Below are 19,542 nucleotides of genomic sequence, written 5' to 3'. Positions count from 1 at the left end.
ACGGCGGACGTAGGGGCAGCGTAGCCAGAGCACGCACCGTCGTCGAGAGCTCGCCGAGGTAGTCCTCTGGCGAGGTAGAACTGTGGCGAAGTAGAACCAGGGCGAAGTAGAACCCCAGCGGAAGCTGCTCCGCCGGGGTTCTACTTCGCCACAGTTCTACCTCGGCGGGAGCTCCTTCATCGCGCCCTTCGCGATGCGGAGGCGGCGGGGCGTCCGCGCGGCGACGACCGAGTCGTGGGTGACCAGCACGACCGTCAGACCCTGTTCCTTCCACAGGCCCACCATGAGGTCCACGATCTCGTCGCGGGTCTCCTCGTCGAGGTTGCCGGTCGGTTCGTCCGCGAGCAGCACCTTCGGGTTCTTCACGAGCGCCCGCGCGATGGCGACACGCTGCTGCTGCCCGCCCGAGAGCTCGCCCGGCAGGTGGTCGCCCCGGTCGCCGAGGCCCACCGAGTCCAGCGCGGCCAGCGCACGTGCCGTCCGGCTCTGCCGTGCGATCTTCGACGGCACGAGCGCCGTCTCGACGTTCTCCAGCGCGGTGAGCGTCGGGATGAGGTTGAAGTTCTGGAACACGAAGCCGATCGTCTCGGCCCGTGCGGCGGTCAGCTGGGTATCGCTCATGCCGGCGAGGTCCTTGCCGTCGAGCTTGACCGTGCCCGACGTCGGACGGTCCAGCCCGCCCAGCATCTGCAGCAGGGTGGACTTACCGCCGCCCGTCGGCCCCTGAACGGCCACGAGCTCGCCGTCGCCGATGGTCAGGGACACGTCCTTGAGCGCGCGCACCACGCGCTTGCCCTGGCGGTACGTCTTGGTCAGGTCGTCGATCTGATACATGGGTCTGCCTTTCTCAACACGGGGCGGGGGTCAGGCGAGGGAGCGGAGGGCTTCGGCCGGGCGCAGCTTCGCCGCACGCTGCCCGCCGACGACGCCGGCGAGCAGCCCGCCCAGCACCGCCAGCCCGATGGCGGCCAGGACTATCCACAGGCTCACGGGCGCCTGCAGCACGATGTCGACGGCGTTGCCCGCGTCGGCGAACGCGTCCGCTCGTTCGCCGAACGCCCCACCGCCGTCGGGCGGGGTGTCGCCGCCCTGGACCGCGCCCGCGGGCATGGGCCCGCCCATCGTGAGGCCTCCCGACGCACCGCTCAGCGTGATGCCCGCCAGGTTCACCGCCCAGACGGCCAGGGCGCCGAGCGCGAGGCCCACGGCACCGCCGATGAGGCCCTGCACCACGGACTCGCCGGCGACCTGCCCCACGACGCGGCCCTTGCTCCAGCCGATCGCCTTGAGCGTGCCGAGCTCGCGCGTGCGGCGGTTCACGCCGGAGACGGTGAACAGGATCGCGAGGCCGAAGGCCGCCGCGAGCACTATGCCGCTCAGCCAGGTGCCGAGCGTGCTGATCAGGTCGGACGCCGTCGAGAGCGATCCGGTCACGCCCTCGGCCAGGTCGGACTGGGTGCTCACCGACGCGTCGGGCAGCTCGTCCTCGATGGCGGCCGCGACGGCGTCGACGTTCTCGGCCGAGTCGACCTGCACGTAGACGTCGGTGACCTGGTCGGCGAGGTCCGCGAGGGTCTGGGCCGTGGCGAGCGGGAGGTAGGCGTCGGACGCCGTCGCGACGCCGTCACCCGTCGTGGACGAGACGGTGCCCACGGTCTCCAGGTCCTTGCCGCCCACCGTGATCGTGTCGCCGACGGCGAGCTCCTGCTGCTCGGCGTAGGTCGCGTCCAGGACCGCCACGTTCTTGTCGCCCGCCTCCAGCGTCCGGCCGTCGGCCACCTCGGCGGTGGTCAGCGGGCCGACGGCGGTGGCGTCCGGGTCGACGCCGGTAATCGTGAACTGCTCGATCTCGAAGGACGAGCCGCCCGCGGAACCCTGGCCGGAGCCGTCCGGTCCCATCTGCATGGTGACAGGGCCGTCGCCCTCCTCCATGTCCGGCATCTCGCCGGAGAAGGACATGTTCTGCAGGCCGAGCGTCGCGGCGACGCCGGACACGTGGTCCAGCGCGGCGACGGTCTCCAGCGCGGAGGCGTCGAACGGCGTCGAACCCATCGCTGTGCTGAGGCGGTCCTGCGCGAGCTCGCGCGTGCCGTCCTCGTTCGCCTCGCCCTCTCCCTCGCCGAAGTCGAAGCGGCCGGGGCCGCCGCCCTCGCCGGGTCCCTCGGCGGGCTGGTCGACGGTGATGTCGGTCCCGACGCCGTAGACGGACTCGAGCACCTCGGACTGGGCGTCCTTGACGCCGGTCGATACCGCGTTGACGACGATGACCAGCGCGATCGCTACCGCGAGACCGATCGCTACCACGACCGTCTGCTTGCGTCGGTTGCGCAGCTCTCTGCGCAGATACGTGAAGAACATGGGCTCCTGCCTGGGGTCCGGAGGGGGACTGCGGGAGCTGGAACGTTAGGCCCGTGCTCTGTGGTGGCCCTGTCCCGGTCCTGTGACGGACCTGTGAATTGCAGTCACGGCTCCCAGGAAGCGGCAGCGGTGGACGGTTCCGCGCTCCGTCGCGGGACGTTCTAGGCTGAGGGCCGTAACCTCCGAGCAACATCCTTAGAAGGAGACCCCGTGGCTAGCATCGAAGCCGTTGGAGCACGCGAGATCCTCGACTCGCGCGGCAACCCCACCGTGGAGGTAGAGATCGTCCTGGACGACGACACCTTCGCCCGTGCGGCGGTCCCGTCCGGCGCCTCGACCGGCGCGTTCGAGGCCGTCGAGCTGCGTGACGGCGACAAGAGCCGTTACCTGGGCAAGGGCGTCGAGAAGGCGGTCGCGGCCGTCAACGACGAGATCGCCCCCGAGCTCGTCGGGTATGACGCCGAGGAGCAGCGCATCATCGACCAGGCGCTCCTCGACCTGGACAGCACCCCGAACAAGGGCAAGCTGGGCGCGAACGCGATCCTTGGCGTGTCGCTCGCCGTCGCGAAGGCCGCCGCCAAGAGCTCCGGCCTGGACCTGTTCCGTTACGTGGGCGGCCCGAACGCGCACGTCCTGCCCGTGCCGATGATGAACATCCTGAACGGCGGGTCCCACGCGGACTCGAACGTCGACATCCAGGAGTTCATGGTCGCCCCGATCGGCGCGCCGACCTTCAAGGAGGCGCTGCGCACCGGCACCGAGGTGTACCACGCCCTCAAGTCCGTGCTGAAGGAGAAGGGCCTGAGCACTGGCCTGGGCGACGAGGGCGGCTTCGCGCCGAACCTCGCCAGCAACCGTGAGGCGCTCGACCTGATCCTCGTCGCCATCGAGCGCGCGGGGCTCAAGGCGGGCACCGACGTCGCGCTCGCGCTCGACGTGGCCGCCACGGAGTTCTTCTCCGACGGCGTGTACGCGTTCGAGGGCGGCAAGAAGACGTCGGACGAGATGGTCGCGTACTACGAGCAGCTCGTCGCGGACTACCCGCTGGTCTCGATCGAGGACCCGCTGTCCGAGGACGAGTGGGAGGCCTGGTCCGGGCTCATGGGCAAGGTCGGCGACAAGGTGCAGATCGTGGGCGACGACCTGTTCGTCACCAACCCGGAGCGTCTCGCCAAGGGCATCGAGCTCAAGGCGGCCAACTCGCTGCTCGTGAAGCTCAACCAGATCGGCACGCTCACCGAGACGCTCGACGCCGTGGAGCTGGCCCAGCGCAACGGCTTCACCACGATGACCTCGCACCGCTCCGGCGAGACCGAGGACACCACCATCGCGGACCTCTCCGTCGCGACGAACGCCGGCCAGATCAAGACCGGCGCCACCGCCCGTGGCGAGCGCATCGCCAAGTACAACCAGCTGCTGCGCATCGAAGAGGCGCTCGACGAGGCAGGCACCTACGCCGGCCGGTCGGCGTTCCCGCGCTTCCAGGGCTGATCTCCGTCTGACACCGCTGGTCGAGGGGGCCTCAACCGTTCGACCAGCGGGTGCGTGGCTGGAAGGTCCGCCTCGATCACACGATCCGGCACGCGTTTCACGCGGAACACGTGCCGGATCGTGTGGTCGGGGCGGACTTTCACGTTCCACAGTTTCGACACACGGCGCGCCGGAGGTAATGCCGGTACAAAGCCCCGCCGAATCGGCACAATCAACCCATGCCTTCCTCACGGCGCCCGGCGCGGCCCTCGGGTTCGGCGCGCGGCTCGGGTGCGCGCCCGTCGTCGACCTCGCGCGCGGGTTCGGGGGCGGGTTCCACGGGCGCGAAGGGGACGACGCCGTCCGGCAAGGGCAAGGCCGCGCCGAAGAAGCCGTCCGGTTCGGCGGGCTCGTCGGCAAAGAGCACGCCGGCAAAGAAGGCGCCGGCCAAGAGCGCGTCGGCAAGAACCTCGGCGGCCAAGGGTGCGTCCGCGAAGGGCGCGACGACGAAGGCGGCCGGCCGGAAGCCCGCCGCGCCGTCGTCGGCGAGCCGTCGTACCGCCGCGCCCCGGAGCGCACCCGCCCGTCCGGCCGCGGCCGCCCCACGGAGCGCGCGTCCGGCGTCGGGCAGCGGTGCGAAGCGGCCCACGCAGCCACGCCGTCGCTCGACGGCGACCGCGAGCGTCGCGCCGCCGCGCTCCGCCCGCAAGCGCGGCAGCTTCGGGCTCGTGCTGCCGGAGGTGCTGACGGTTCGCGCGATGGTGCTGTCGGTGGTGGTGCTGCTCGCGGTGGTGCTGCTGCTGCCGACGGTGCGCGCCGTCGTGACGCAGCAGTCCGAGCTGCGGGACCTGCGGTCCGAGCTGAGCGAGCAGCAGGAGCAGAAGGCGGAGCTCGAGACCGAGCTGACCCGCTGGGACGACCCGTCGTACGTGATCGAGCAGGCTCGCTCGCGCCTCAGGTTCGTCATGCCGGGGGACAAGGTGTGGCGGCCGCTCGACACGGACTCCGTGCAACCGGACGAGCCGGCGCCCGGCGTGGTCGAGCCGTCGCCGGGCGCGTCCGAGGACACGGACACCCCCTGGTACCAGAGCGTGTGGGACTCGGTGCGGATCGCGGGCGGCGGCGAGTAGATCCATCACTTGCCGACAGCGCCCTCGGTCTGGGCGACAATTGTTGGGTGAACACCGCGACTGAAACCGTGTCCGACGACGATCTGCGCGTCCTGGCCGAGCAGCTCGGCCGCGAGCCGCGCGGCGTCGTGGGGATCGCGGCGCGCTGTGTGTGCGGCCGTCCGACGGTGGTGCGCACCGCGCCGCGCCTGCCCGACGGCACCCCGTTCCCGACCGTCTTCTACCTGACCCACCCGGGCGCTACCGCCGCCGCGTCGACGCTCGAGGCGAACGGCGTGATGAGGGAGATGACGGCGCGGCTCGAGTCCGACGAGGAGCTCGCCGCCGCGTACCGGAAGGCGCACGAGCACTACCTCGCGCAGCGGGAGGCCATCGGCCACGTCGACGAGATCGACGGCATCTCCGCGGGTGGCATGCCGACGCGCGTCAAGTGCCTGCACGTGCTCTTCGCGCACGCGCTCGCCGCCGGACCTGGCGTGAACCCGCTCGGTGACGAGGCGCTCGAGCTGGCCAGGGACATGTGGCGCCCGGACCGCTGCACCTGCTGAGCTGCAGGCGCGCCTGGCTGTGAGCGTGACCGTTGCGACTACGTGTCCGTTGTAGGCGCAACGATCACGCTCACAACGACGTGAGGTTTCTCGCGAGGCGGCACGTCCGACCTTGGGCAGCACGAGCGCCTGGGAGAATCCTCGCGTGACTTCCTCTCGCGTAGCCGCGATCGACTGCGGCACCAACTCGATCCGCCTGCTCGTCGCGGATGTCGACGCCGCCGGAAACTTCACCGAGCTCGACCGCCGCATGGAGGTGGTGCGGCTGGGCCAGGGCGTGGACCGCACCGGTGAGCTCGCGCCCGAGGCGCTGGAGCGGACACTGGTGGCGACCCGCGAGTACGCGGCCGCGATCGAGGCCGCGGGAGCGCAGCAGGTGCGTTTCGTGGCGACGTCGGCCACGCGGGACGCGCGGAACCGGGACGCGTTCTTCGACGGCGTGCGGGCCGCGCTCGGCGTCGACGTCGAGGTGATCAGCGGTGGCGAGGAGGCTCAGCTGTCGTTCCGCGGCGCCACCGGCGCGGTCGCGGAGGCGCACGCGGGTCCGTTCCTCGTGGTCGATCTCGGCGGCGGGTCCACCGAGCTGGTCCTCGGCACGGGTTCGGTGGACGCGAGCGTGTCGATGGACGTCGGCTCGGTGCGGATGACGGAACGGCACCTGCACGGCGATCCGCCGTCGGACGCCGAGATCGAGGCGGCCCGCGCGGACGTGCGGGCCCACCTGGACGACGCCGCCCGCGTGGTCCCGCTCGCGAAGACCACCACCCTCGTGGGCCTGGCCGGGTCGATCACCACCGTGACCGCGCACGCGCTGGGCCTCACCGAATACCGGCGCGAGCGCGTTGACCAGGCCGAGCTGCCGGTCGCGACCGTGCTGGACTCCTGTGCGGCGCTGCTCGCGGCGCCCCGCGCCGAGCGGGTGGCGATGGGCTTCCTGCACCCGGGCCGGGTCGACGTCATCGCGGCCGGCGCCCTGGTCTGGTCCGAGGTGATCATGCGCGTCGCGGCCGACGTCGAGGCGGCGGGTGGGTCCCTGACCGGCGTGGTGACGAGCGAGCACGACATCCTCGACGGGATCGCGCTGTCCATGGCATGAGCCGGAGGTGACGCGCAGGGTGCGGCCGAGGAACGAGGCACGCGCCCGAAGCGGAACCGCAGGCTCAGGCCATACCCGCAGGGCATGAGCCGGAGGTGACACGCCGCGCGTTTCATGGCGGTATTACGCATTGCACGGTACCGTGCTGTGCGTGGACACTACACAGCTGCTCAAGGGAGTGCTGGATGCCGCTGTGCTCGCGGTCGTCGAGCAGGAGGACGGCTACGGGTACGACATCGTCCGGCGGCTGCGCGCCGGCGGCGTCGAGTCCGGTGAGGCGTCCGTCTACGGGACGTTGCGCCGCCTCTACGCGAGCGGCTCGCTCACGAGCTACGTGGTGCCGTCCGAAGAAGGCCCGCACCGCAAGTACTACGGCATCACGCCGCACGGACGCGAGGCGCTGAACAGCCAGCGCAAGGAGTGGCAGGAGTTCGCCGACACCATGGCCGGACTTCTCGGCGAGAGGAACGAGGCAGCTCGATGAGCACCACCACCAGCACCGACACCCTGTCCGCACACGTGCGCGGCTACGCACAGGCGGTGCGCCTGCACCTGGAGGACCTCGGACCCGACGTGGCCGACGACCTCACCGACGGGCTCGAGGCGGACCTCACCGAGGCCGTCCTGGACGACGTGGAGGCGCCCGCCGACGCCGTGGGGACCCAGGTGTTCGACCTCACGGCGCGCTTCGGGCCCGCCGACGAGTACGCGGCCGAGCTGCGCGCGGCCGCGGGCCTGCCGTCGGCGGCCCCGGCGCGGCGCCCGATACCTGCGGCCGCCCGAGCGATCGGCGAGGCCTGGACCGTCGCGTCCGACCGGTGGCGCGCCACGTGGCGGCCCCTGACGAGCACGCCGGGGTGGGCGGCGGCCGTGGAGTTCGTGCGGTCGCTCGTGCCGGCGTGGTGGATCCTGCGGGGCTGGGTCGTGGCGCAGGTGCTCCTGGTGTCCTTCACCCCGGCCGGCATCGTGCTGTGGCCGGAGTCGACCCACGGCCGGGTCCTCGTGGTCGCGGCGATCGTCGTGAGCATCCAGTGGGGGCGAGGCAAGTGGGTCCCGCGCTGGGCATGGTTCCCCCGTGTCGTCGCGGTGGCGTCGGTCGCGGCAGGCCTGCTCGCGATCCCGATGATGACCCAGGTCGAGGCCGGCGCCCGGCCGGTCGTGGCCGACTACTACACGGGCTTCGACGCAGGGTGGGCCGAAGGCTTCAGCAACGCGCAGGTCTCGACGGTGAACGCGGGAGACGGGGCAGGCACCGACGGTGTCTGGGTCGACGGCGTGCAGGTCAGCAACATCTTCGCCTACGACGCAGCGGGCGACCCGATCCGCGACGTCCAGCTCTTCGACGACCGGGGCCGGCCGATCCGCACGATAGGCGCCGGCGCGACCTGGGACACCTGGTCGGTGCCCGACGTCCCGGGCTCCTGGAGCTTCCAGCCGGCGCTCGCGTCCGACGGCCGTACGCGCTGGAACGTCTACCCGCTCAGCGCCGTGCCCGCCGATCAGGTCGGGCTGGGCGACGACGAGGTGGGCGGCTACTCCGAGGGTGAGGGCACGGAGTACCCGCTCCCGCCGACCGGCGTCCAGCCGCAGGAGCTGCCGTGGCCGTTCCTCAAGGCGCCGACGGCGATCGAGGACGACGACGCGGTGGCCGGCTCGGGGGCCGAGGAGTCCGACGAGCCTGCGCACGAGGGCCTCGGCCACGACCGCTCGGCGAACGATCCGGCGGGGGACACGGTGCGCCCGGGCGACCGTCCGGCGTCGGGCGGCGTTGAACCGACGCTCGAGGCCACGGAGGCCGACTGACCGCCGCGGATCGACCGCTGACAACGGACTGCCGTCCGCCGGGAACCTCCGGGGGCGGTGGTCCGTTGTGCGTGCCAGAGAACCGAGGAAGTTTCTGCAGCGGCGACGACGGCGTGGTGCGCCTCACGCACACGCCGCTCTTTGTCGTGTCAATGTGGATGCGATGCGCGCGGTACCCTGGGAATCATGCCTCAGAACGACCTGACCTCGGTCAGCCATGCCTCAGACGCGGCGAGCACGCCGCGCCCGCGGAAGGTGCCGCGCATCGTGGTGCTCGGCGGCGGGTCCGTCGGCCTCTACGTGGCACGACGCCTTCGCAAGAAGCTGAAGAAGCGGGACGCGGCCATCGTCGTCGTCGACCCGCGGCCGTACATGACGTACGCGCCGTTCCTGCCTGAGGCGGGTGCGGGTTCGATCGACGCCCGCGACGTCGTCGCGCCGCACCGCAAGGCTCTCAAGGGCATCGACGTGCTGCAGGGCAAGGTCACCACGATCGAGCACGGGCGCAAGGCCGTGAAGATCCAGCCCGAGGAGGGCGACGAGTACGAGGTGACGTACGACCAGCTGGTCCTCGGCCTCGGCTCGGTGTCGCGCACGCTGCCCATCCCGGGCCTGGCGGAAGCGGCTATCGGCTTCAAGAACGTGGAAGAGGCCATCGCGGTCCGGAACCACGTCATCAACCGGCTCGACGTCGCATCGTCGACGTGGGACGCCGACCTGCGTAAGCGGATGCTCACGTTCACCTTCGTCGGTGGCGGGTTCGCGGGCATCGAAGCCCTCGCCGAGATCGAGGACATGGCGCGCTACGCGACGCGGCAGTACCACACGATCGAGCCGTCCGACCTGCGGTTCGTCATGATCGAGGGCGCGGGGCGCATCCTGCCCGAGGTCACCGAGCCGATGGGCGAGTACGCCCTGGCCGAGCTGAAGAAGCGCGGCATCGAGTTCCACCTCAACACGTTCCTCTCGTCCTGCGTCGACGGGCACGTCGTGACGTCGACCGGCGTCGAGTTCGACACCGAGACCATCGTGTGGACCGCCGGGGTCAAGGCGAATCCGGTCATCAAGGAGGCGTCCGACCTCCCGTCCGACAAGCTGGGCCGCGTCATCGTGCTCCCCACGCTGCAGGTCGCGACGGAGGACGGCGAGATCGTCGAGGGCGCTTGGGCCGCGGGCGACTGCGCCGCCGTGCCCGACGTGCTCAACCCCGGCAAGTTCTGCCCGCCGAACGCGCAGCACGCGATCCGCGAGGCCGTGCGCCTGGCCGACAACATCGTGGCCCTCTACAAGGACAAGCCCGCCGTCGACTACGACCACAAGAACGTGGGCGTCGTCGCGTCGCTGGGCCTGTACAAGGGCGTCGCCGAGCTGTTCGGGTTCATCAAGCTCAAGGGTTTCCTCGCCTGGGTCGCCCACCGCGGCTACCACGTGATGGCGATGCCGACCGGAAACCGCAAGGTCCGCATCCTGATCGGCTGGATCGGTCAGTTCCTCATGGGCCGCGAGCTGGTCTCGCTGGGCTCGCTGCACGACCCGCGCCAGGAGTTCCGCAACGCGTCCGTGCCGCCGAAGCCGGCAGGCGTGAAGGTTGAGCAGAAGGCGGAGTCGTCCGCCGCGCGCGCGGAGTCGGGCTCCAAGGCCTGACCGGGGCACCAACTGGCACTAGGCGCTCCGTGGCTGCTGACTTCGGTCGGTTGCTTGGTGGTGGCTGCTGACTTCGGTCGGTTGCTTCGAGATCGGTCAATCAACCGACCGATCTCGAAGCAACCGACCGAAGTCGTAGTCAGGGTCCGTGCAAGGGGCCGAAGTCAGTCGTGCCAATACACTCCTCCGGCGATGTGCCCTCGGTAGTCTCTGGGGTGCGCCCCCATAGCCCAACTGGCAGAGGCAGCCGGCTTAAACCCGGCACAGTCCCGGTTCGAATCCGGGTGGGGGCACGTACGAGGTCGGCGTCAGGCCGTGGGCGTGGGCGCCGAGCGAGCTCAGCCCACCAGTTCCGCGAGGTGGCGGCCGGTCAGCGACGCCTCCTCACGTGCGAGGTCGGCGGGCGTGCCCTCGAAGACGACGCGGCCGCCGTCGTGCCCGCCCCCGGGGCCCATGTCGATGACCCAGTCGGCGCGGGCGACGACCGACAGGTTGTGCTCGACCACGATGACCGACCTGCCGGAGTCGACGAGGCGGTCCAGCAGGCTCGCCAGGTTGTCGACGTCCTGCATGTGCAGGCCGGCGGTGGGCTCGTCGAGCACGAACGCCGGGGTGTCGCCGCCCATCTCGATGGCGAGCTTGAGCCGTTGACGCTCGCCGCCGGACAGCGTGTTGAGGTGCTGTCCGAGGGAGATGTAGTCCAGCCCGACGTCGGACAGCCGGGACAGCACCGGGAGCACCGCCTTCTCCGTGAAGAAGCCCAGCGCCTCCTCGACGGACATGGCGAGCACGTCGGCGATGTTTTTTCCCCGCAAGGTGTAGCCGAGCACCTCGTCAGTGAACCGCTTGCCCTCGCACGCCTCGCACACGCTCGCGACGCCTGCCATGAACGCGAGGTCGGTGTAGATGAGTCCCACGCCCTTGCACTCCGGGCACGCGCCGGCGGAGTTCGCGCTGAACAGCGCCGGCTTGACGCCGTTGGCGCGGGCGTACTGCTTGCGGATCGGCTCGAGGATCCCGGTGTACGTGGCGGGGTTGGACCGACGCGACCCCCGGATCACCGACTGGTCCACGAACGTCACGCCGTCGCGCGGCAGGCAGCCGTGGATGAGCGAGCTCTTGCCCGACCCGGCCACGCCCGTCACCGCGACGAGCACCCCGAGCGGGACGTCGACCGAGACGTCCTGGAGGTTGTGCAGGTTCGCGTGCTCGATCCGGAGCCGACCCGTCGGCGTGCGGGGCTGGTCCTTGAGCGTCACCGCCTGGTCCAGGTGCTTGCCCGTGGCGGTCCCGGAGATGCGCAGGCCCGCGATGTCGCCCTCGTAGACCACCGTGCCGCCGTGCGTACCGGCGCCCGGGCCCATGTCGACGAGGTGGTCGGCCGCGGCCATGACCTCGGGCTTGTGCTCGACGACGAGCACCGTGTTGCCCTTGTCGCGCAGGCGCTGGAGCAGGGCGTTCATCTGCCGCACGTCGTGCGGGTGCAAGCCGATGGTCGGCTCGTCGAACACGTAGGTCATGTCCGTCAGAGCCGAGCCCATGTGCCGCACCATCTTGGTGCGCTGCGCCTCTCCGCCGGACAGCGACGACGACTCCCGGTCCAGCGACAGGTACCCCAGCCCGATCTGTTCGAACGTGGCGAGTAGATCGTTGAGGCCGTCGAGGATGGGCTGGACCTGGGGATCGGCGAGATCGCGGACCAGCTCGGCCAGGTCCGTGAGCTGCATGGCCGCCGCCTCGCCGATGTGCTTGCCCTTGACGAGCGACGACCGTGCCCGGTCGTTGAGCCGCGTGCCGCCGCACGCGGGGCATGCCGTGAACGTGGCGAGGCGGTCGACGGCGGCCCGCATCGCGCCCTTCATCGACTCGACGTCCTTGACCAGGTAGAGGCGCGTGATCTTGGGAACCAGCGACTCGTAGGTGACGTTGATGCCGCCGGAGACGATCTTGCGCTCGGCGCCGTACATCAGGTCGTGCCATTCGGTGTCGCTGTAGTCCGCCAGCGGCTTGTCGACGTCGAACAGGCCGGAGTCGGCGTAGACCTTCCAGTACCAGCTCCCCACCCCGAAGTTGGGGAAGGTGATGGCGCCCTCGTTCAGCGACTTGCTGCGGTCCACGAGGGCGTCGGTGTCGATCGCGGAGACACGGCCGAGGCCCTCGCAGTTGCCGCACATGCCGTGCGGGTCGTTGAAGGAGAAGAGGTTGGACCCGCCGATGTGCGGCTGGCCGAGCCGCGACCAGATGACGCGCAGCATCGTGTAGGCGTCGGTGGCCGTGCCGACGGTCGAGCGCGCGTTGGCGCCCATGGGCTCCTGGTCCACGACGATCGCCGCCGACAGGTTGGAGAGCGTGTCGACGTCGGGCCGCGGCCGCGACGGCATGAACCCCTGGAGAAATGCCGAGTACGTCTCGTCGATCAGGCGCCGCGACTCAGCGGCGACGGTACCGAACACGAGCGAGCTCTTGCCGGAACCGGAAACCCCGGTGAACACCGTGAGCTTCCGCTTGGGGATGTCGACCGAGACTCCCTGCAGGTTGTTCTCGCGAGCTCCGCGCACCTCGATAGATCCGAACACCACTGTCCTTTCCTGGTCGGGGGTCCCATCGTGCCAGGAGCCACTGACACGCACCCCGCCGTCGTTCCAGCCCGCACGCGTCGCGCCATGCCTTTACGCCAGGAGCAGACGCCGGAACGACCAGCGGTGTCCGTGGGGTTGGGTAGCGTGACGGGTACCAACGGCGGGAGTGGGCAGATGGCAATGATCTCAATAGGTACCGCAAGTACTGCTGGGCTCGGCACCACGAACGATGGCGGGCCCGGAGCCAGACCGGGGACGCTCGAACACACTCGCGAGCCGCTGCTACGTGACCTGGTGGGCGGCATCCTGCGGCGCACGCGCCGCGAGCAGCGTCGCACGCTGGCCGATGTCGCCACGGATGCCAGGGTCTCCACGGCCTACCTGTCCGAGGTCGAGCGGGGGCGCAAGGAGGCTTCGTCGGAGGTGCTCGCCGCCGTCTGCGAAGCGCTCGGCATGCGGCTGGTCGACCTCGTGGAACGCGCGTGGGCGGAGCTGGCTCTCGCGCTGGCGGCGCAGGAGGAAGGGCGGCGGGTTCGCGTCCTGTCGTCTGCGGCCCGCCGCTCTGCCGGCTTCTCGTCGTCGCGGCACCCGCTGCAGGCCGAGCACGCGGCACCGGCAGGCGCTTCGGGCGTCGGACAGCGGGGCGAGGCTGTGCTGCTCGCGGCGTGACGGGACCGGAGTCCTCGAGCCGGATTCAGAGCCCGGCGCGCCTCCTGCCGCCCGGACGGACGTCGTTCACCTGGTCCACGATCTTGTCGATCATGCCGTAGGCCAGCGCCTGTTCCGCGGTGAACCAGCGGTCGCGCTCGGAGTCCGCGGCGACCGTCTCGACGGGCTGGCCGGTGTGCTCCGACTGCAGCCGGGTCACCAGGTCCTTCAGGTGCCGAACGTTCTCGGCCTGGATGACGACGTCGCTCGTCGTGCCGCTCGCCTCGCCCGCAGGCTGGTGCATCATGATCCGCGCGTGCGGTAGCGCGTACCGCTTGCCCTTGGTTCCCGCGGCGAGCAGGAACTGCCCCACGCTGCCCGCGAACCCGACGGCTACGGTCGAGACGGCGTTCGGCAGCAGCTTCATCGTGTCGTAGACCGCGAGCCCGGCGCTGATGGAGCCGCCGGGGGAGTTGATGTACAGGCCGATGTCCGCGGCGGAGTCCTCGGCGGAGAGCAGCAGCAGCTGGGAGGTCACGCGGTTGGCGACGGCGTCGTCGATCTCGGTGCCGATCAGGACTATGCGCTGGTGCAGCAGACGCGCTGAGAGGTGATCGTCGAAGGGCTGGGTGTGGGGTGTCTCGGTCATGTCTCCACCATCGCCCGGCGCCTGACCTGTGGACAGCGATCTCTGCCCGCCGCAGATCTGCTCACGGCAGACCGTATCCGTCAGAGCGGGTTGCCCTCCGGGTCGACCGTGGGAAACACGTCGAAGTGGATCTCGAGCGGCACCATCCCGGGCCCGGCTTCCTGACCGTTGAGCGGATCGATGTGTTCCGCCGCGAACCGCTCCCAGGCCTCGATGATCGCCTTCATCTGTTCGGGCGTGGCCCACTTGTTTGACGTCATGAAGGTGGTGGTTCCGAGCCACGACTGCAGGGTGGCCTCGTCCATCTCCTGCCCCTTGCGGACGAACGCCATGACCCGTTCGTTGCGCAGGCGGAGGAACTCCATGTTGACGGCCTCGGCGGTCTGTCGGCTCGCCGGGGAGTCCTTTCCGGCGCTGGAGATGCTGAACCCCCCGGGCGTGCGCTCCCACCAGCGCTCCCGGGCCGTGCCCTTGCCCTCGACCTCGCGGACGAGGCCGTGCTTGGCGAGCTGGCGCAGGTGATAGCTCGTCGAGCCGCTGGACTCGCCGACGATCTCGCCCAGCTTGCTGGCCGTGAGGGGCCCGCGGCTCGGCAGCAGGTCGAGGATGCGGATGCGAAGGGGATGAGCGAGCGCGCGCAGCGCCTCGGGGCCGAGCTCCGGTGGTGGGCCGACGACGCTCGCGGGACCGGGCTCGTCCGGGGCCACACGCAGCACGGGCGGTGTCGACGGAGTAGGGGAGTCCGGACCCGCCTTTCTGTCCGGGGAGTCCTTGTGCGCTGTCGCCATAGGCAGGACGTTACCCACTCGTCGACGCCGGGACCGGATGGTCAGCACGCAAGGACCGGACGCCGCTGCCGCGGGACCGGATGGTCAGCGCAGGGAGAGGGGGTGGCGCGCCGCCGTGTTGTCGCGCACGCGCTCGGACTGGGCGCGCTGTCGCTCGGCGCGCTCGATCTCGCGGCGCTGCGCTTCGCGGTCGACCTTGCGCTGCGGGGCCGGCCGCCGACCGGCGGCTGAGGCCGCCGTGCGGCGGATCGCGACGGACTGCGGAACGACGGTCCGGGCGGCAGGTGCGTAGGCGCTCATCGCGATCTCCTGGTTCTGGGGTTCGGGGCGGGGTAGCTCGTGGACCACACCCTACGCACGCCAACACATCTTTGCAAGCAGGTCTTTGCAAATAGTTCTTTGGAACCCCGCTCAGTCGTCCGGGTCGCGCCGGAAAGCGTCCAGGTCCTGATTGAGTCGTTCGAGCAGGCCTGTGAGCAGGGGTGTCGGTGGGGAACAAGGGGTGGGGGGCGGATCGAGGGAACACCCGAGGAGGCCATGTCCGAGCTGTGACGATGGTCCCGGCCACGGTGCGGACGGGATGGGACCGGAGCGTCTGAACGGGTCCTCAGGCACCCGGCCAGGCACGGCGCCGCCCAGGAAGCAAGCCGCAGCTGGGCTTGCCGACGGTGCAGGATACTGCCCTACTCTGTAAGTTCGGTCGGTTTCACCCCGTTGGTCCGTCCCAGGCCACGACGGCGGCGTCGCTCCGTTTGCCCGATCCTCGTCCGCACCGTGGAGTCTTCGTGTTCCATCTCGCCCGGCTGTCCCTCGCGAACCGAGCCGTCGTGGCTCTGGTGACGATCGCGATAGCTGCGTTCGGGGTACTGAGCATGACGTCCCTGAAGCAGGAGCTGATCCCGTCCCTGCAGCTCCCGACGGGAATCGTGAGCGCGCAGTACCCGGGTTCGTCGCCTGAGGTCGTCGAGGAGCAGGTCACCGACGTGATCGAGGACGCGGTCGGCTCGATCGACGGGGTCGCGTCGGTCCGCTCGACGGCGTCCACCGGCGTCTCGCTGACGACCATCGAGTTCACCTATGGCACCGACATGGAGGCCGCCACCCAGCGCCTGCAGACCGCGATCGCGGGCGTGCAGCCCGCGCTGCCCGAGGATGTCAGCCCGCAGGTGACCACCGGCTCCGTCGACGACGTGCCCGTGGTCCAGATGGCCGTCTCGGGAGACAAGAGCCCCAACGCCCTCGCGGACACGGTCGAGAACGTGGTCGTGCCAGGGCTGGAGGACGTCGAGGGTGTGCGCTCGGTCTCGGTGACCGGGCAGACCGAGACCGAGGTCCGCGTCCAGCCCGACCAGGAGAAGCTCGCGGCGGCCGGCCTGACGACGCAGGACCTGACCACGGTGCTGCAGGACAACGGCGTCGTCATGCCGGCCGGGGAGATCACGGAAGGCGGCCGCGCCTGGTCCGTACAGCTCGGCAAACCGGTCGACATGGTCGACCAGCTCAAGGAGCTCCCCGTCGTTCCTGGAGGAACCGCCGCCCCGGGCGCGGGCACCGGAGCGGACGCTGGCGCAGGGACCGACGCCGGAGCGGGTACCGGTGACCCAGAGGCCGGCACCGACGCCCTGGCCGGCGCTCTGCCGACGGACCCGACCACGCCCGTCACACCGGACAGTCCGGCGCTGGTCGGCGACGTCGCGACGGTCCAGCTCAAGCCGGTCGAGGCGACGTCGTACTCCCGCCTCGACGGGTCGCCCTCGCTGGGCCTGGCCATCACGAAGACGCCGGAGGCCAACACCGTCGAGGTGTCGCACGCGATCGAGGAGGCGCTCGCCGAGCCCGAGGTGGCCGACACCCTGACCGACCGCGACGTCAACACGGCAGTCGTGTTCGACCAGGCCCCGTTCGTCGAGGACTCGATCCACGGCCTGGCTACCGAGGGTGGCCTCGGTCTGCTGTTCGCGGTGCTCATCATCCTCGTGTTCCTGATGTCGATGCGGTCGACGCTGGTGTCCGCGATCTCGATCCCGCTCTCGCTCGCGGTGACGTTCATCGCCATGAACGCGGGCGGCTACACGCTGAACATCCTGACGCTGGGCGCTCTTACCATCTCGATCGGCCGCGTCGTCGACGACGCGATCGTCGTGATCGAGAACATCAAGCGGCACATGTCGTACGGCGAGGAGCGGACCGAGGCGATCCTCGCTGCCGTGCGCGAGGTCGGCGGGGCCATCGCCGCCTCCACGATCTGCACGGTCGCGGTGTTCCTGCCCATCGCGTTCGTGGGCGGCATGGTGGGCGAGCTGTTCCGGCCGTTCGCCCTGACCGTGTCGATAGCGATGCTGGCGTCGCTCGTCGTGGCCCTGACGATCGTGCCGGTGCTGGCGTACTGGTTCATCCGTCCCCCGGAGAAGCTCGGCCGCGGCGCCGCGCTCGCCCGCGCCGCCGCCGAGGAGAAGGAGAGCCGCGGCATCTGGCAGCGCATCTACGTGCCGTCGCTGAACGGGGCGCTCGCGCGGCCGATCGTCACCATCGGGGTCGCCGTCGCGATGCTGGGTGGCACGGTGGCCCTCGTCCCGAACATCGAGACCAGCTTTCTCGGGGACAGCGGTCAGAACACGGTGACCGTCACGCAGCACTATGCGCCGGGCACGTCGCTCAAGGGGCAGGACGAGGCGGCGAAGCAGGTGGAGGCGGCCCTGGCCGACGTCGGCGCCGTCGACAGCGTGCAGACCACCGTCGGCAGCGCGGGCGACATGTCGATGGCCGCGTTCGGCGGCGCGAGCGCAGGACTCAAGGCATCGTTCGCGGTCACGCTCGACGAGGACGCCGACGGCGCGGACGCCGCCGCGGACATCCGCGCCGCCACCGCCGGGCTGACCGAGGCGCCGGCGACGGAGGTCTCCGTCTCCGCCGGCGACTCCGTGGGCACGTCCTCGATCGACCTGGTGGTCAGCGCACGTGACGACGCGGCGCTGACCGAGGCCACGAACATGCTCCAGGACGCGATGGGCGGGCTGAAGGGAGTCGCCGAGGTCAGCAACGACCTGTCCACCGCGCAGGAGATCGTCGAGGTGACCGTCGACCGCAGGGCCGCGGCGGAGTACGGGCTCACCGAGACGCAGGTGACCGGGATCGCGTCGGCCGCGATGACAGGATCGCAGGAGATGGGTGAGCTGCACACCGCCGAGGGCCCCGTCGGCGTCACGCTCACCGCCGGCGCGGTGCCGACCACGATGGCCGAGATCGGGGAGATCCCGGTCCCGACGGCGGCCGGCACCGTGCCGCTGAGCGACGTCGCGAACGTGAAAGTCGCCAAGACGCCGACGTCGATCAGCCGGATCGACGGCGACCGGTCCGCCACCGTGTCCGTGACCCCCGCCGGGGACGACCTGGGCGCGGTCACCGACGCGGTGAACGCGGAGATCGGCGCCCTGGACCTGCCGGCCGGTGCGACGGTGTCAGTGGGTGGCGCCGCCGCCGACCAGGCCGAGGCCTTCAACGACCTGGGCATGGCGCTCCTGGCGGCGATAGCCCTCGTGTTCATCGTGATGGTGGCCGCTTTCCGCAGCCTGGCGCAGCCGTTCATCCTGCTGGTCTCCGTCCCGTTCGCGGCAGTGGGCGCCCTGATCACGCTGGTCGCCACGGACACTCCGCTCGGCGTACCCGCGCTGATCGGCACGCTGCTGCTGGTCGGCATCGTCGTGTCCAACGCGATCGTGCTCATCGACCTGATCAACCAGTACCGCCACGACGGCATGGGTCTCGACGAGGCGGTACGCGAGGGCTCGCGCAAGCGGCTCCGCCCCATCGTCATGACGGCGCTGGCCACGGTCTTCGCGCTGACGCCCATGGCGATCGGTGTGACGGGCGGCGGGGCGTTCATCTCGCAGCCGCTCGCGCTCGTGGTGATCGGCGGGCTCGTCTCCTCGACCCTGCTCACCCTGTACGTCGTGCCGGTGATCTACACGCTCTTCGAGGGGCGGGCCGAACGGCGGCGCGCGGCGGACGAGGCGGCCGGACGCACCGCGCGCAGGCCGCTGACCGGCGCGTTCCCCAGCGTCGCGACGGGCGCCTTCCAGACCGTCGGGCGGCAGGCAGCGGCCCAGCGGCAGGCGCGGGGGGCTGCACCGGTCGGCCAGGGCAGTCCCGTTCCCCAGGCCGCTCCGGCGATGCAGGCGTGGCCGCCGACCGCGGAGCCGTCGCCCACGTCGTCGCCCACCTCGTCCGGCACCTGGCAGGAGCCGGGTCAGTCCCGTCCGGGCCGGCACAGCAGGCCGACGCCGGCGCAAGCTCCGCCCGCGCAGATCCGCCCCGTTCAGCCTCACTCCGGGCAGGGCGCGCAGGCCCGTCCCGCGCAAGGCACGCCGGCACACCTGCCGCCCCAGCACGCGGCTCACCACGATGGGCCGGCCCGCAGGGCTCCCGCCCGGCAGGCCACGCCCCAGCAGCATCCGCCCGCCTGGCCCGGGCAGGCGCCGAACCCGCAGCCGTCGCGGACCCAGCAGCAGGCACCACCACAGTGGCAGGAGCCGCCGCGGCAGGCGCCGCAGCACCGGCAGGCGTCCGCGCAGCAGGAGTGGCCGAACCCACCACGACACCAGCCGGCCCAGTACGAGGCGCCGCAGTACGAGGCGTCCCAGCACCAGGGGCCGCAGCACCAGGCGCCGCAATGGCAGGCGGAACCCGAACCGGAGCCCCAGCGGGACTACCGGCGTCCGGAGGCGCCTCCGGTCTGGCCTCACCCGCTCGACTGACGGATGCCTCAGAAGTCCGCTTCCAAAACACGATCAGGCATGCTCCGAACTTCGGATGCATGCCTGATCGCGTTA

At 70.8% G+C, this 19,542-nt stretch carries 16 protein-coding genes and 1 tRNA gene; 10 read left to right on the top strand and 7 right to left on the bottom strand.

Features of this window, described 5'->3' with window-relative positions:
* Positions 1–156: 156 nt before the first annotated feature.
* The gene (locus tag EW117_RS25550; RefSeq protein WP_129789551.1) at positions 157–834 is read right to left on the bottom strand and encodes an ABC transporter ATP-binding protein; all 678 of its coding nucleotides are present in this window, start codon (positions 832–834) and stop codon (positions 157–159) included.
* Between the two features lie 30 nt (positions 835–864).
* Entirely contained in the window at positions 865–2,358 is a 1,494-nt protein-coding gene (locus tag EW117_RS25545; protein WP_129789550.1) for an ABC transporter permease, read from the bottom strand.
* Between the two features lie 210 nt (positions 2,359–2,568).
* On the opposite strand from EW117_RS25545, the gene eno reads away from it, so the two are divergent.
* The gene (gene eno, locus EW117_RS25540) at positions 2,569–3,849 is read left to right on the top strand and encodes a phosphopyruvate hydratase (protein ID WP_129789549.1); all 1,281 of its coding nucleotides are present in this window, start codon (positions 2,569–2,571) and stop codon (positions 3,847–3,849) included.
* Positions 3,850–4,060: 211 nt separating this feature from the next.
* On the opposite strand, the gene EW117_RS25535 is transcribed toward eno, so the two are convergent.
* A complete protein-coding gene (locus tag EW117_RS25535; protein WP_129789548.1) occupies positions 4,061–4,537 on the bottom strand; it encodes a hypothetical protein in 477 nt (158 codons plus the stop codon).
* A 19-nt stretch (positions 4,538–4,556) separates the two neighbouring features.
* Between EW117_RS25535 and EW117_RS25530 the strand changes: the two genes are divergently transcribed.
* The 7 genes from EW117_RS25530 (at position 4,557) to EW117_RS25500 (ending at position 10,342) form a co-directional block, all read left to right on the top strand.
* On the top strand, positions 4,557–4,958 hold the full coding sequence (locus tag EW117_RS25530; RefSeq protein ID WP_129789547.1) for an FtsB family cell division protein: 402 nt from the start codon (positions 4,557–4,559) through the stop codon (positions 4,956–4,958).
* Positions 4,959–5,005: 47 nt separating this feature from the next.
* Positions 5,006–5,506: a DUF501 domain-containing protein gene (locus EW117_RS25525; protein WP_129789546.1), complete on the top strand. Its 501-nt coding sequence runs from the start codon at positions 5,006–5,008 to the stop codon at positions 5,504–5,506.
* 145 nt (positions 5,507–5,651) lie between these two features.
* Complete coding sequence (locus EW117_RS25520; protein ID WP_129789545.1) at positions 5,652–6,602, top strand: Ppx/GppA phosphatase family protein; 951 nt, start codon at positions 5,652–5,654, stop codon at positions 6,600–6,602.
* 151 nt (positions 6,603–6,753) lie between these two features.
* A complete protein-coding gene (locus EW117_RS25515) occupies positions 6,754–7,086 on the top strand; it encodes a PadR family transcriptional regulator (protein ID WP_129789544.1) in 333 nt (110 codons plus the stop codon).
* A complete protein-coding gene (locus EW117_RS25510; RefSeq protein WP_129789543.1) occupies positions 7,083–8,405 on the top strand; it encodes a serine/threonine-protein kinase in 1,323 nt (440 codons plus the stop codon). The genes EW117_RS25515 and EW117_RS25510 overlap by 4 nt, the downstream gene beginning before the upstream one ends.
* 186 nt (positions 8,406–8,591) lie before the next feature.
* The gene (locus tag EW117_RS25505) at positions 8,592–10,049 is read left to right on the top strand and encodes an NAD(P)/FAD-dependent oxidoreductase (RefSeq protein ID WP_129789542.1); all 1,458 of its coding nucleotides are present in this window, start codon (positions 8,592–8,594) and stop codon (positions 10,047–10,049) included.
* Between the two features lie 219 nt (positions 10,050–10,268).
* A tRNA-Leu gene (locus EW117_RS25500) sits at positions 10,269–10,342 on the top strand.
* A 45-nt stretch (positions 10,343–10,387) separates the two neighbouring features.
* On the opposite strand, the gene EW117_RS25495 is transcribed toward EW117_RS25500, so the two are convergent.
* Complete coding sequence (locus EW117_RS25495) at positions 10,388–12,628, bottom strand: excinuclease ABC subunit UvrA (protein WP_129789541.1); 2,241 nt, start codon at positions 12,626–12,628, stop codon at positions 10,388–10,390.
* A gap of 174 nt (positions 12,629–12,802) precedes the next feature.
* On the opposite strand from EW117_RS25495, the gene EW117_RS25490 reads away from it, so the two are divergent.
* A complete protein-coding gene (locus EW117_RS25490; protein WP_242504563.1) occupies positions 12,803–13,297 on the top strand; it encodes a helix-turn-helix domain-containing protein in 495 nt (164 codons plus the stop codon).
* A gap of 25 nt (positions 13,298–13,322) precedes the next feature.
* On the opposite strand, the gene EW117_RS25485 is transcribed toward EW117_RS25490, so the two are convergent.
* The 3 genes from EW117_RS25485 to EW117_RS25475 all read right to left on the bottom strand — a co-directional run bounded on the left by EW117_RS25485 (position 13,323) and on the right by EW117_RS25475 (position 15,013).
* Positions 13,323–13,925: a ClpP family protease gene (locus EW117_RS25485; protein WP_129789540.1), complete on the bottom strand. Its 603-nt coding sequence runs from the start codon at positions 13,923–13,925 to the stop codon at positions 13,323–13,325.
* 80 nt (positions 13,926–14,005) lie between these two features.
* The gene (locus EW117_RS25480) at positions 14,006–14,713 is read right to left on the bottom strand and encodes an ArsR/SmtB family transcription factor (RefSeq protein WP_129789539.1); all 708 of its coding nucleotides are present in this window, start codon (positions 14,711–14,713) and stop codon (positions 14,006–14,008) included.
* A gap of 84 nt (positions 14,714–14,797) precedes the next feature.
* Complete coding sequence (locus tag EW117_RS25475; RefSeq protein ID WP_129789538.1) at positions 14,798–15,013, bottom strand: hypothetical protein; 216 nt, start codon at positions 15,011–15,013, stop codon at positions 14,798–14,800.
* Positions 15,014–15,498: 485 nt separating this feature from the next.
* Here EW117_RS25475 and EW117_RS25470 point away from each other — a divergent pair, with 485 nt between their 5' ends.
* Positions 15,499–19,467, top strand: coding sequence for an efflux RND transporter permease subunit (locus EW117_RS25470; protein ID WP_129789537.1), 3,969 nt, complete (start codon positions 15,499–15,501; stop codon positions 19,465–19,467).
* Positions 19,468–19,542 lie beyond the last annotated feature (75 nt).

The organism is Promicromonospora panici, assembly GCF_900608595.1.
Classification (GTDB): domain Bacteria; phylum Actinomycetota; class Actinomycetes; order Actinomycetales; family Cellulomonadaceae; genus Promicromonospora; species Promicromonospora panici.
This window is presented reverse-complemented; position numbering and strand designations above follow the sequence as displayed.